The organism is Paraburkholderia sp. GAS32 (assembly GCF_050434225.1).
Lineage (GTDB): Bacteria > Pseudomonadota > Gammaproteobacteria > Burkholderiales > Burkholderiaceae > Paraburkholderia > Paraburkholderia madseniana.
The window spans coordinates 39,797-53,155 of record NZ_JBNPVS010000016.1 but is presented as its reverse complement, the minus strand read 5'-3'; the positions used below and the strand labels follow the sequence as shown (position 1 = coordinate 53,155).

Genomic DNA, 13,359 nt, shown 5'->3' with positions numbered 1-13,359 from the left:
TTTAAATGCGTTCGAAGATGGCCGCGATACCCTGGCCACCGCCGATACACATTGTCACGAGCGCATAGCGGCCGTCAATTCGCTTCAGTTCATGGAGGGCTTTTACTGTGATCATCGCACCTGTCGCGCCGATTGGGTGTCCCAACGAAATGCCGGAGCCGTTCGGGTTGACCTTTGCCGGGTCGAGTTGCAGTTCTTTTGCCACGGCGCAGGCTTGTGCCGCGAACGCTTCGTTGGCTTCGATAACGTCCAGGTCCGCTACGGTCAGTCCGGCGCGTTGAAGGACTTTTTGAGTCGCCGGCACAGGACCGATGCCCATGTATCGTGGATCGACACCCGCGTGAGCGTAGGCCACCAATCTGGCGAGTGGGCGGATCCCGCGTGCCTCAGCCGTGCGTCTCTCCATCAGCAGCACGGCGGCAGCGCCGTCGTTCAGACCAGACGCGTTGCCCGCCGTCACGGTGCCCTCCTTCTGGAATGCCGGGCGCAGTTTCGCCAGCTCATCGAGCGTTGTGGTGGGGCGAACATGCTCGTCGAGTTCGAACATTGTCGCGCCTTTTTTTGTGTGTACCGCGACGGGAACAATCTGCTCCGCGAAATACCCGGCTTCGACGGCACGCCCGGCTCGACGGTGCGATTCCACGGCCAGTGCGTCCTGATCGTCACGAGTGATGCCGTATTTCGCCGCAATGTTCTCCGCGGTTATGCCCATATGACACGCGCCAAACGGGTCGGTAAGTGCGCCGACCATCATGTCGATGAGACGGATGTCGCCCATGCGCGCACCCCATCGCGCACCGGTCGCGAGATAGGCCGCGCGCGTCATGCTTTCCGCTCCGCCGCCGATTGCGATATCGGTGTCGCCGAGCCAGATCGCCTGCGCGGCTGAAATGATGGCCTGCAGACCCGAGCCGCACAGGCGGTTTACCGTCAATGCCGGCGTTTCGACGCCGATTCCACCTTCGAGTGCCGCTACGCGCGCGAGGTACATATCTTTCGGCTCGGTATGAATCACATTGCCGAACACGACGTGCCCAACCGCGTCGCCTTCGACGCACGCGCGAGCGAGCACTTCGCGGACGACGGTCGCGCCCAGTTGAGTCGGCGCCACGGAGGCGAGCGCGCCTCCGAAATCGCCGATCGCAGTACGAACACTGCTTGCAATTACGACTTCCCTTTCCATTTTGCTCTCCAGCACATCAGGATGATGACATCCCCGAATCGTTTACAAATATGAACGACGTTCATAAAATAGCTCAAATTTGACGAGATGTCCAGGGTCGGTTTGTGTCTGAGCTTAAGAAGCTTGCGAGACTGGGCTGAGCAGACTCATCAATCGGGCGGGCACGCTAAGCCGTGTTCCGGCAGCGCCCTATATCGGGCGAGTCTGGATGGACGCACACGCAATTTAGCGATATTCTTGTTCTTAAATTTGACCAATGTTCATATATAGGTTCGCGCAGCAGGCTGTGACGGAATTGGAGAAGGCCTCAAATGAGTAGTCACGCGAGCATGGCGAACTAACGACAGGACGATGGAGATGAATGCAGGTCCGCTTTCACATGACCCTTTAATGGATGTGCCGTATCGCCCCATTCGCCTGGGCGGTACGAAGGCGACTGTCGAATACCGTTCTGACGGGAGCGTGGTCTATGAACTGGAGGAGGCGCTGGAGCCCTATCCGGCGCGCTTGACTGAGCGGCTGGTGCATTGGGCCAGTGTCGCGCCCGAGCGGCCGCTGCTTGCACGGCGCTCAGCCGATGGCGCCGGCTGGGAGCATCTGACCTACCGCAAGGCGCTAGACGGCGCACGTTCGCTCGGCGAGGCTCTGCTCGCACGAGGCCTGTCGCCCAGCAAGCCGCTGATGATCCTTTCGGACCGCAGTTTCGAACATGCGCTGCTTGCACTCGCGGCGCTCCATGTCGGTGTGCCCTATGTGCCGGTTACGTCAGCGTATTCGCTGCTGTCCGAGGACTTCTCCAAGCTCAAGCATCTCGCCGCGGTGTGTACGCCAGGCCTGGTGTTTGCAGACGACGGGGCGCTCTACGGCCGGGCCCTGCGGGAGGTGTTCGGCGAGGTCGAATGCCTCGTGAGCCGCACGCTTCCAGAAGGGCGCGCGGCTTCGCTCTTTTCTGACTGGCTTGCGACACCCGTTACCGCTGCCGTCGATCAGGCGTTTGAAAGTGTCGGTCCCGATACGGTAGGCAAGATCATGTTCACGTCCGGTACGACCGGCGCGCCGAAGGGCGTGATTTATTCGCAACGAATGTTGTGCAGCAACCGGCAGCAGGTCGCACAGACCTTCGCCTTTCTTCAGAGCGCGCCTCCTGTGCTGGTGGATTGGCTTCCCTGGCATCACACTTTCGGCGGCACGCATAACTTCGGCATGGTGCTCTACGGCGGCGGGACGTACTACATGGATCCCGGTAAGCCTACGCCGGAGCAGATCGGTCCGACCGTCGAGGCATTGCGGGAAATCGCGCCGGTCATCTACCTCAATACGCCGCAAGGCCTGGCAGCGCTGATCCCGCATCTGCGTGCCGATGATGCACTGCGGCGCAACTTCTTCAGCAAGCTGGCGTTGATCTACTATGGCGGCGCCAGCTTGCCCGAATACATCTGGGCCGCATTCGACGAGCTCGCGGTCAGGACGATCGGTCAGCGCGTGCTGATCATGTCCGGCCTTGGCGGCACCGAAGCCGGCCCCACGCCGATGTCGGCGGCGTGGGATCCACGCCGGGAAGCGATTGCCGGGCTTCCGGTGCCCGGTGTCAAGGTCAAGGTGGTTCCGGTTGGGGCGAAGCTGGAGATACGCTATGCGGGCGATTGCGTAACGCCTGGTTACTGGAAGGATCCCGAACGGACCGCCGCGTCATTTGATGAAGAGGGTTATTTCTGCTCGGGAGATGCCGGCACGTTCATCGATCCGCAGCATCCGGAGAAGGGTTTGCGCTTCGATGGACGGCTCGCGGAGAACTTCAAACTTTCCACCGGCACCTGGGTGAACGTGGCTGAACTGCGTCTGCTTGCGTTGAACCTTTTTTCCCCTTATGCACGGGACGTTGTGATTGCCGGCCATGATCGCGACTTTCTCACTGCGCTCGTGTTTCCGGACCTGGAGGCGTGCAGGGCGTTGTGCGACGACCTGCACGAGCCTGCGCCGGACGCGCACCGGATCGTCCGCAGCACGGGGGTGCGTGCGCACTTTCAGCGCGGGCTCGACGCGTTGGCGACACAGCCCGGCGGTAGTTCGAGCCGAATTTTGCGGGTCGCGCTCGAGAGCGAGCCGCCCACGCTTGATAACGGTGAATTGAGCGCAAAAGGCGCGATCAGTCAGGCCAACGTCCTCGCGCGACGCGGTGACGTGGTGGCCGAACTGTATGAGCCGGTGCCGACGCCCCGCACGCTGGTGGGTCGAAACGCCGGCTCCGCGAGCGCTGCAGGCGAGATCCGTCGAACCGAACCCTAGGAACCCACACGATGGATTTTCATGTCGAGCCCGCGGACAAAACCTTCCGCACCGAGGTGCAGGATTTTCTGCATACGCATTTACCTCGCGATCTCGCCTGGCGCGGCCAACAGGGATTTCTCGCGGGCGACGACGATGCGTTGCGCTGGACTCGCATCCTGCACGAAACGCGAGGCTGGTCGGTGCCGCATTGGCCGGTGGAGGTGGGCGGCACGGGGTGGAGCGCGGCGCAGCGCTATATCTTCGAGGAGGAGTGTTATCTGGCCGGTGCGCCCGCGCAGAATCAGGCCGGCGTGTCGTTGGTCGGGCCGGTGATCTGCGAATTCGGGAATGCAGAGCAGAAGCAGCGTTTCCTGCCGCCGATCCAGCGTGGCGAGGTCTTCTGGACCCAGGGCTTTTCCGAGCCCGGATCGGGTTCGGATCTTGCATCGTTGCGCACGACGGCCGTTCGTGATGGCGATCACTACGTCGTCAACGGCCAGAAAATCTGGACCAGCTTCGGCAGCTATGGCCAGTGGAACTTCGTTCTGGTCCGCACCGATTCGCAAGCCAAACCGCAGAAGGGCATTTCCTTTCTGCTGCTCGACATGAGCTCGCCAGGCGTGACGGTTCGGCCCATTGCAACGCTGGACGGTTGCAACCACCTCGCCGAAGTGTTTTACGACAACGTGCGCGTCCCGGTGGAGAATCTGATCGGTGAAGAAAACAAGGGCTGGGGTTATACGAAATTCCTGCTGTTCAACGAGCGCGCTTTCCTCGGCGCCGAAGCGCCGGCGCTGAAGCGCTATTTGCGCAAGATTCGTCACTATGCGATGCGTGAGCGTACGGGCGGCATTCCCTTGATCGAAGATCCGACGTTCGCAGTCAGGCTCGCGCAATACGAACTCGAAGTGCTTGCCATCGACATGGCGGTGCAGAAGATTCTGCATCAAGGGCTCGACGAGCGCAGCGGTGGTATGGCCATCGGTTCGATGCTCAAGGTGCGTGGTTCCGAGTTGCATCAGAAGCTGACCGAGATGCTGCTTGAGGTGATCGGCGATTACGGCGCGGTGTTCTACGCCGATCCGAACGAAGAGCACGCGCTGCGGGAGCAAAGCTTCGTGGGACCGGACTACGCGCCAGGTCTTGCCGCCGAGGTGTTTTACCGGCGCGCCTGCACGATCTACGGCGGTACGGCCGAAATCCAGCGGAACATTATTGCCAAGGCGTTGTTTGGCCTGTGACGGTTGAGTGGACGCCATAACGCAAGGCACTTCACTTCATACGACATCACTGCTCCGGCCTCTGGCGAGCAGGAAAGGACGCAGCATGAACTTTGATCTGAGCGACGAACAGCAGATGTTGCAGGACAGCGCCCAGCGCTTCGTGCAGAAAGACTACACCTTCGAACACCGCCGCAAGCTGGCGGCTCATGGCGGCGGCTTTTCGCGCGACATGTGGCGCGCGTTCGGCGAGATGGGCTGGCTCGGCGTCGCGGTACCCGAAGCATTCGGCGGCCTGGGCTTTACGCCGGTGGAGAGCGCGCTCATCGCGGAGCAGTTGGGGCGGGGGCTGGTACTGGAACCTTACGTGATGTGTGGTGTGTTCCCAGCGGCGCTCGTTACCCGTTGCGCGAGCGGCAAACAGCGCGACGAGCTGCTGGCAGAGATCATCTCGGGCGAAACGCTGATTGCCGTTGCACACAGTGAGCGGGAAGCGCGAGGCGTCGTGTCGCACGTGTCGATGACAGCAAAGCAGGCTCAGGACGGCGCATGGAGACTGGACGGCCACAAGACGCTGGTGGTCGGTGCAACGATGGCTGATCGTCTGATCGTCGTTGCGCGGGTGGCCGGGGGAGTGCGCGATGCGGCTGGGCTAGGGCTGTTCGTCGTCGATCCTCATGCGGCCGGCGTGACACTTGAGCCGTACCGCCTGCTTGACGGCACACCTGCCGCCGACCTGGTCCTCGCCAGCGTGACCGTCGAGGCGAAAGCGGTGATCGGCACACCCGGCGAGGCGCTGAAGGGCTTGCTGGCCGCGGTGGACGAGGCGATTGTCGCGAGTTGCGCGGAGCTGGTCGGCGACATCGACGACACGGTTGAACTCACAGCCGAATATCTGAAGACACGTAAGCAGTTTGGCGTGCCGATCGGCAGCTTTCAGGCGCTGCAGCACCGGATTGCCGACATGGCGATCGATGCCATGCAGGCGAGGGCAACGCTGCATCGGGCACTCAAAGCGCTGAGCGACGATAACGGCACGCGCAGCGTGGAAGTGTCGGGTTGCAAGGCGCAAACCATCAGGAGCGGGAAATTCGTCACGCAGCAAGGTATTCAGCTGCACGGCGGTTACGGCATTACCGACGAGTACAAGGTCGGCCATCACTACCGGCGCACGCTGATCGTCGACGCATTGTTCGGCAACATGGAGTATCACCTGAATCGCTACGCACGCCAGATTCAGGCTGACGCCCGCGCTCTGGCTGCGTAACGTACGTCGCGCAATCGTCACTTCACATACTTGCGAAACTCCGGTTTGCGTTTCTCACGGAACGCGTTGCCGCCTTCCTTCGATTCGTCGGTGTCGTAGTAGAGCGCCAGCGCCTGCATCGCGAACGCGCCGATGCCGCGGATATTTTCGCTATCGATGTTGAACGAACGCTTGGCAAGTGCGATGGCGGTCGGGCTCATCTGCAGAATCTCGTCACACCATTTTTTCGTTTCGGCATCTAGCTGGTCCGGCGGCACCGCGGCGTTGATCAAACCCCATTCGAGCGCTTCTTTCGCGCTGTACTTGCGGCACAGATACCAGATCTCGCGGGCCCGCTTTTCGCCGATGATCCGCGCCAGGTATGCTGTACCGAAACCGGGATCGACGGATCCCACCTTGGGGCCGACCTGACCGAAAATCGCGGTTTCCGATGCGATGGCGAGGTCGCAGATCGTGACGAGCACGTTGCCGCCACCGATCGCATAGCCGTTCACGCGTGCGATGACCGGCTTGGGAATGTCGCGAATGATGCTTTGCAGTTCTTCGATGGGCAGCCCAACCGTGCCGCGCCCACCATACCCGTCGCCGGACTGGTCGCCGCCGGTGCAGAATGCCTTTTCGCCGGCGCCGGTCAGGACCACGACGCCAATCTCCTTGTTCCATCCAGCCTTGCCGAATGCCTTGATCAGTTCTTCGCAGGTATTGGCGTTAAACGCGTTGTAGACCTTCGGGCGATTGATGGTGATCGTCGCGACGCCGTCGGCTTCGTGATAGAGAATGTCCTGAAATTCCATTTTCCTGGTCCGGTTGCGGGTTGAATAAGCGGAGCGTGGCGTTCAGCCGGCCATCGTCAGTCCACCGGAGATGCTGATCACCTGGCCGGTGATGAACGCGGCATCGTCGCTGGCGAGGAATGCGACTGTTCCGGCGATATCGCCGGGCTCGCCCATGCGGCCGAATGGCACTGCCTTGACGAGCGCCGCCTTGATCCGGTCACCTTTCTCGCCCTGCGCGAGGTTGTCGAGCAGCGCGGTGGCGGTGGGGCCGGGACACACGACGTTGATGGGAATCTGCTGCCGCGCCATTTCGCGCGCCATGGTCTTCGAAAAGGCGATGATGCCGCCCTTGCAGAACGAATAGACCGCTTCCATCGACGACCCGACGCGCCCGGCATCGGATGAAATATTCACGACCTTGCCGCGGCCGCGCTCGGCCATCCGCTTGAGCACGGCGTGGTGCATATTCAGCGGGCCGTACAGGTTGATGGCGACCACCTTGTCCCAGAACGGCTTCTCGGTCTGGAGGAAAAAGGCGCCCATGTCCCAGCCCGCGTTATTCACGAGCATTTCGATCGGACCGAGTTCTTCCTCGACTTGGGCGACCGCCGCATTCACGCCAGCGTGATCGGTGATGTCGACGCGGTACGCGCGAGCCTTGCCGCCGGCGGCTTCGATTTCAGCCACGACACGACCCGCGTTTTCGATATTCAGGTCGAACAGCGCGACGATGGCGCTTTCTTCACCGAAGCGTTTGCAGATGGCAGTGCCGATACCGCCCGCGCCACCCGTGACGACCACGACCTTGTTCTTGAGACCTTTCATTTTCGGATTCCTCGCATGATTTAGCGGAGCGCTTCGGCGCCCGTCAAGCCTTGGTGATAGTTTCAGGCGCATCCGTCGTATCGACCAGCGTGCGGCCACTCAGGCTGGCCGCCTCGCTAGCGGTGTAGCCGGCCTCGAGGAGGACTTCAATGCTGTGCTCGCCCAGGTTCGGCGGCAGGTAGCGGACATTGCCCGGCGACTCGGAGAAGTGCACAGGGATCGAGGTCATGACCATGTCGCCTTCGGTTGGGTGCTCGAAGTGCTGGAAGAACCCCGTCTCCTTGATGTAGTCGTCCTGCATCAGGTCGTTCAGCTCGCGTACCGGGCCGTGCGGCACATCGGCGGCTGCGAAGATGGCGTTCCACTCGGCTGTAGTGCGAGTCAGGATCGCGTCGCTGACTGCGCGGTACAACTCGTTGATGTTGCGCATGCGATCCGCCATATCGCAAAAGCGCGGGTCATTGAGCAGGTGCGCTGCGTCAATCGCGCACAGCACGCGCCGCCATTGCTCGTTGTTGACCGCCAGCAGGCAGATGTGGCCGTCTTTCGTCGCATAGGGGCGGCGGTGGGGCGAGAACATTCGGGTATAACCGAGGCCCTTGCCGTCAGCCGAGCCGAGCGCGCCCTCCCACAAATGTTCGAACAGATTGAACTGCAGCATCGTTTCGAACATCGGCACCTGCACGCACTGGCCGAGACCGGTGCGCTCGCGGTGGTACAGCGCCATGCTCACCGATGAGGCCAGCACGTAGCCGCAGAACTTGTCGACGATCACGGTGGGAAAATAGCGCGGCGAGCCGTACGCATCGCGATTCATCGCGGCAATGCCGGTTTCGCCCTGGATGACGTCATCGAACGCGGGGCGGTCCTTGTAGGGGCCATCGGGGCGGTAGCCCGGGCCCGATGCGTAAATGATGCGCGGATTGCGTGCCTTGATGCTTTCGTAGTCGATCCCCAGACGCTTCGCCGCGCTCGGCCGCATGCTGTGAACGAAGACATCCGCGGTCTCGGCGAGCCGCAGCACCGCTTCGCGACATTCGGCCAGCTTCAGGTTAAGCGATACGCTCCGCTTGTTGCGGTTCATGATCGTGTAGAACACCGCCATGTCCGGGTTGCGGCCAGGACCGTTCTTGCGGTTCTGGTCGCCTTCCGGCGGTTCGATCTTGATGACGTCCGCGCCCATGTCGCCGAGGAGCTGCGTGGCGACGGGCCCAAGCACATTGATGGTCAGGTCGATCACGCGCACACCGGTCAGCGGGCCGGTCGGAAGATCCAGGGGTTGCTGTGGGGTGTGCATGGTCAGGCCTCGTAGGTTTTACCCTTTACCAGCCGCAGCGGCGTATAGACCATGACTTCCGAGCCGTCCTGCTTGAATACCCGGTTGCGGGTGCGTACGAGTCCGAGCCCAGGTCGCCCATTGCTGGCTCGGCATTCGATCACTTCGCACTCGGCATGAATCGTGTCCCCAACGAAGGTCGGGCCCTTGATGTCGAGTTCCATGTTCAGGAATGCAAAGCCGACACCTTGCATCGTCGCCTGGGTCAGCAGTCCCTCGATGAACGTAAACACCAGTGCACCCGGTGCGACCCGGCCCTTGATCGCGGACGTCTCTTTCAGAAATTCGGTGTTGGTGAACAGCACTTCAAGCATGCCCGTTACCGAAACAAAGTTGACGACATCCGCTTCAGTCACCGTACGGCCGACGGTTTGGAATCTGCGGCCAACGGGCAGATCTTCCCAATGAATCCCCAGCCCAACTGTTTCGATTTCTGCCATTTGTCTGTCCTTCCTCTTGTTGTCGCGCGCCGTTAGGGGCAGGGCGTGTTGCTCAGTTTTTCGTGACCCGTCCGAGGACGCTGTCCGCGACGATGTTTCGCTGGATCTGGTTGGTCCCCTCAATGATCTGAACCACCTTGGCATCGCGGAAATAGCGGTTGATCGGGTATTCGTTCGAGATGCCGGCGGCGCCGAACAGTTGCACGGCGTCGGTGGCGACCTTCATGGCGACGTCGGAGGCGAACATCTTCGCCATCGCCGCCATCGGCGCCAGCTCGCGCCCGGCCACGCCGGCATCCACCATTGATGCGGTGCGGTAGACGAGGTGGCGCGCGGCTTCGGTCTGCGTGACCATGTCGGCCACCATCCAGCGCACACCCTGGAAGTTGCTGATGGTTTGCCCGAAGGCGACGCGATCCTGAATGAAGCGAAGGGTGTGATCGATCGCACCCTGTGCAATGCCCACGGCGCGTGCCGCCACGATCGGCCGGCTGGTGTTGAGCGCTTCCATCGCCACCTTGAAACCTTGCCCGCCTTCAGGGCCGAGCCGGTTGTCGGCGCTGATAAACGCGTCGTCGAAGAACAGCGGACAGGAGGGCACACCGCGCGCGCCCATCTTGTCTTCCTCGCGCCCGATCGTGAGACCGGGTGTCTTGCGATCGACGATGAACAGGTTGATGCCGAGCGGCTTGCCTGCTTCATCCAGCGTTTTCGCCGCCACCAGCATGAAGTCGGCGATGTGCGAATTGGTGCACCAGATCTTCGAGCCGTTCAGCACATAGCCGTCTTTCTGGCGGCGTGCGGTGGTGCGGATGCCGGAGACGTCAGAACCGCTCTGCGATTCCGTGATGGAAAGCGCGCCCCGTAGTTCGCCCGACGCAAGCCCAGGCAGCAGGCGTGCCTTCTGCTCTTCGGTGCCGCCCTCCAGAATCGCGCCGAACGGGGTCCATTGCACGACGAGCAGATACCCCGTGTTGTAGCAAACCCGCCCGAATTCCTCGACGGCGATGCAGGCCGACATCACGCTGCCCGCCCCGCCGTAGGCCTCGGGAAAGGGCAGCGTGAAAAGACCCAGGTCCTTGAGCAACGCGTACATGTCGTCCGGATACTCCGCGGTGCGGTCGATTTCGTCCGCCCGCGGCGCCACCCGTTCCGTTGCGACGCGCCGTATCAGGTCACGAATCTGGATCTGGTCGTCTGTTAGTTGATAGGTCACGTTGTAAGTCTCTTGCGAATGGTGCGAGCCCCGATACGTAAACGGCGTTCTGAAACACGTATGAATGGAACGCACGATCGAGGTAAATCCGGTATCTCGTGTTCTTCGAAATACTGAACAATGTTCGATAACGTAAACGATGGCATGGTGCTCGTCAAGCGTGATGTCGAGCGGACAGGGGTTTGCCCGTAGTGCGGAACGGGCGTTGTTCCGATGTAGTGAGAGCCTTGTCGGGCGGCGCACCGAGGCCGTTCGGCGAGATTGACATGGTAGTCGCTGCGTGTTTAGAATGTGGAACGTTGTTCAGTTATTTGATTGATTCCGATCGAAAACAGAAGTTACGGCTCGGTTTGGCATCAAGGCCCGTGGCGGAATGCATTGGAGGAGCGGGAAATGGAGTCTGTTTGTCCTGAAGTCGACTATCAGAAGTTTCTGGCCGAAGGCCGCTTGATGATCCAGTGCAGCCGCAGCAGTGGCCGGCACGTGTTTTATCCACGGGTAGCCGAGCCGGTCACCGGCGCACGCGATCTCGAATGGGTCGAAGCCTGTGGGCGGGGCACGGTTTACTCCACGACGGTAGTGAGGCAGAAGGCGCCTACGCCGAGTTACAACGTCGCATTGATCGATCTCGACGAAGGGGTCCGGATGCTCAGCTGTGTCGAAGGGGTCGAACCGGACGCGGTGCGTATCGGCATGCCCGTTCAGGCGCGGATCGTATTCAGGAACGACGCGGCACTGCTCGTGTTCGAGCCTGCCTGAGGCAAGCCAACCGGCAGCGCGAGGGAATGCGCGTGCTGCACCGACGAGAGACAGATCGCATGGAATTCAACTTACGTGGCCGCACCGCACTGGTGGCCGGCGCGACATACGGAATCGGCGAAGCGCCTGGAATGTCCTCGCTGGATCTCGCAGCGCGGGCATCGGTCGATGCGCTGGCGCAGATCGGCTTGTCGCCGGGCGATGTCGACGGCCTGTTCGTTTGCATGCCTGACGACATGTTGTCGGGCCTGACATTCGCCGAATACCTCGGCATCCACCCGAAGTTCACCGATAACAACCGCAGCGGCGGCTCGGCATTCGAGATCTATGCGCATACGGCGGCCATGGCGCTGGTGACGGGCCAGATCGATGTCGCATTGATCGCTTATGGCAGCAATCAGCGTAGCGGGGCGGGCAAACTGGTGCAGTCGTCGCGTCCGTCGCCGTGGGAGAGTCCATATAAGCCGATGAACCCGGTGTCGTCGTATGCGCTGGCCGCGGCCCGCCATATGCACCAGTACGGCACGACCCGCAGGGATCTCGCCGAAGTGGCGGTGGCGGCGCGTCGATGGGCCCAGCTCAACCCTGAAGCCTTCGTGCGTACACCTTTGTCTATCGACGACGTGCTGGGGGCGCGCCTCGTATCCGATCCGCTTTCCGTGCGCGATTGTTGTCTCGTGACCGACGGCGCCGCCGCGATCGTGATGGTGCGTGCCGAACGGGCGCGCGACCTGACCGACAAGCCGGTCTATCTGCTCGGCGCGGCGTCGGCCACGTCGCATCGCGAGATCGCGAGCATGCCCGATCTGACCATGACCGCGGCGAGGGAATCCGGGCGACGCGCGTATGAGATGGCCGGCGTCGGCGCCGGCGATATCGACGTCGCGATGCTGTACGACGCGTTCACCATCAACACCATTCTGTTTCTCGAAGATCTTGGCTTTTGCCCGAAGGGCGAGGGCGGCCGATTCGTTGCCGACGGTGCGATCGCGCCTGGTGGGCGGCTGGCGGTCAATACGAATGGCGGTGGCTTGTCGTGCGTGCATCCCGGCATGTACGGTTTGTTTCTCATGGAAGAAGCGATGCGCCAGTTGACGGGGCGTGCCGGAGAGCGCCAGGTGCCCGGCGCGCGGCTTGCTGTCGCGCACGGCAACGGCGGCGTATTGTCGAGTCAGGCTACCGTGATTCTCGGTACCGAAGAAACGCTGTGACAGGCGCCATCCGGGCGGCGATGCCGGGTCGAAAGGAGACACGCAGATGAGCGAACAGACCACCGAAGACGCGACACAGATCGTGCAGGTCCGGCATGACGGGACGATCGCAATCGTCACCCTGAACTATCCCGAACGGCGCAACGCGTTTTCGCTGAAGATGCGCGAGACGCTGTATGAGCGTCTGCATCACTTGATGCACCACGAGGACGGTTGCCGGGCGATCGTGCTGACGGGCGCCGGCAACACGTTCTGCGCGGGCGGTGACATCTCGGAGATGAAGCCGCGCAAAGTGCTCGAGTACCGCGAGCGCAACCAGTTGCCGCTCGCAATCTTCGAGCTGATGGTGTCGGGGCCGAAGGCCATCGTCGCTGCCGTCGAGGGTTTTGCGTTTGGCGCAGGCCTTTCGCTCGCCGCTGCGTGCGACATGGTGGTCAGCTCATCGGCGGCACGTTATGCGAGCGCGTTCGTCAAGGTTGGATTGATGCCGGATACGGGGCTTTACTGGTCCCTCGCGCAACGTGTCGGCGGTGGACGGGCGCGTGAGCTGATGCTGAGCGCCCGCGAATTCGAAGGTACGGAAGCCCTGCAGATCGGTTTTGCCAATCGGCTCGTCGAGCCGGGGCAGGCACTTGCTGCGGCGCTGGAAATCGCCAACCAGTACGCGGCGCTTCCGGCGGTGGCCACGGCGCATCTCAAAGCGGCGCTGGCAACTGGTATCCGCACGCTCGACCAGGCGATCGAAACCGAAGTCGATCTGCAGCCCATCCTGCGCCGCAGCCGTGAGCACCGGGAGGCCGTCAGCGCCTTCATGGAAAAGCGCAAACCGGTTTTCGTGGCCGACTAGGGGGAGCACAC

Annotated in this window: 12 protein-coding genes; 6 read left to right on the top strand and 6 right to left on the bottom strand. The window is 61.9% G+C overall.

The window, feature by feature from the left end:
• Position 1 precedes the first annotated feature (1 nt).
• Entirely contained in the window at positions 2-1,183 is a 1,182-nt protein-coding gene (bktB, locus tag P3T25_RS20290) for a beta-ketothiolase BktB (RefSeq protein ID WP_429358797.1), read from the bottom strand.
• Positions 1,184-1,534: 351 nt separating this feature from the next.
• On the opposite strand from bktB, the gene P3T25_RS20285 reads away from it, so the two are divergent.
• The 3 genes from P3T25_RS20285 (at position 1,535) to P3T25_RS20275 (ending at position 5,938) form a co-directional block, all read left to right on the top strand.
• Positions 1,535-3,469, top strand: coding sequence for an AMP-binding protein (locus P3T25_RS20285; RefSeq protein WP_429358796.1), 1,935 nt, complete (start codon positions 1,535-1,537; stop codon positions 3,467-3,469).
• Positions 3,470-3,480: 11 nt separating this feature from the next.
• Positions 3,481-4,692: an acyl-CoA dehydrogenase family protein gene (locus P3T25_RS20280; RefSeq protein ID WP_154558332.1), complete on the top strand. Its 1,212-nt coding sequence runs from the start codon at positions 3,481-3,483 to the stop codon at positions 4,690-4,692.
• Between the two features lie 85 nt (positions 4,693-4,777).
• Positions 4,778-5,938, top strand: coding sequence for an acyl-CoA dehydrogenase family protein (locus tag P3T25_RS20275; RefSeq protein ID WP_154558333.1), 1,161 nt, complete (start codon positions 4,778-4,780; stop codon positions 5,936-5,938).
• A gap of 17 nt (positions 5,939-5,955) precedes the next feature.
• Here P3T25_RS20275 and P3T25_RS20270 read toward each other — a convergent pair whose 3' ends face one another.
• The 5 genes from P3T25_RS20270 to P3T25_RS20250 are packed head-to-tail and all read right to left on the bottom strand — an operon-like array spanning position 5,956 to position 10,531.
• Positions 5,956-6,732, bottom strand: a complete 777-nt coding sequence (locus P3T25_RS20270; RefSeq protein WP_154558334.1) for an enoyl-CoA hydratase-related protein — start codon at positions 6,730-6,732, stop codon at positions 5,956-5,958.
• A gap of 42 nt (positions 6,733-6,774) precedes the next feature.
• Positions 6,775-7,539, bottom strand: coding sequence for an SDR family oxidoreductase (locus tag P3T25_RS20265; protein WP_429358795.1), 765 nt, complete (start codon positions 7,537-7,539; stop codon positions 6,775-6,777).
• A gap of 43 nt (positions 7,540-7,582) precedes the next feature.
• Positions 7,583-8,836 (bottom strand): CaiB/BaiF CoA transferase family protein, encoded by a 1,254-nt coding sequence (locus P3T25_RS20260; protein WP_154558336.1) that lies wholly within the window; start codon positions 8,834-8,836, stop codon positions 7,583-7,585.
• Positions 8,837-8,838: 2 nt separating this feature from the next.
• Positions 8,839-9,315 (bottom strand): MaoC family dehydratase, encoded by a 477-nt coding sequence (locus P3T25_RS20255; RefSeq protein WP_154558337.1) that lies wholly within the window; start codon positions 9,313-9,315, stop codon positions 8,839-8,841.
• Between the two features lie 52 nt (positions 9,316-9,367).
• Positions 9,368-10,531 (bottom strand): acyl-CoA dehydrogenase family protein, encoded by a 1,164-nt coding sequence (locus tag P3T25_RS20250; RefSeq protein ID WP_429358794.1) that lies wholly within the window; start codon positions 10,529-10,531, stop codon positions 9,368-9,370.
• 393 nt (positions 10,532-10,924) lie between these two features.
• On the opposite strand from P3T25_RS20250, the gene P3T25_RS20245 reads away from it, so the two are divergent.
• The 3 genes from P3T25_RS20245 to P3T25_RS20235 are packed head-to-tail and all read left to right on the top strand — an operon-like array spanning position 10,925 to position 13,348.
• Positions 10,925-11,290, top strand: a complete 366-nt coding sequence (locus tag P3T25_RS20245; protein WP_171926194.1) for a Zn-ribbon domain-containing OB-fold protein — start codon at positions 10,925-10,927, stop codon at positions 11,288-11,290.
• Between the two features lie 59 nt (positions 11,291-11,349).
• On the top strand, positions 11,350-12,501 hold the full coding sequence (locus tag P3T25_RS20240; protein ID WP_429358793.1) for a thiolase: 1,152 nt from the start codon (positions 11,350-11,352) through the stop codon (positions 12,499-12,501).
• Positions 12,502-12,547: 46 nt separating this feature from the next.
• The gene (locus P3T25_RS20235) at positions 12,548-13,348 is read left to right on the top strand and encodes an enoyl-CoA hydratase/isomerase family protein (protein ID WP_429358792.1); all 801 of its coding nucleotides are present in this window, start codon (positions 12,548-12,550) and stop codon (positions 13,346-13,348) included.
• Positions 13,349-13,359 lie beyond the last annotated feature (11 nt).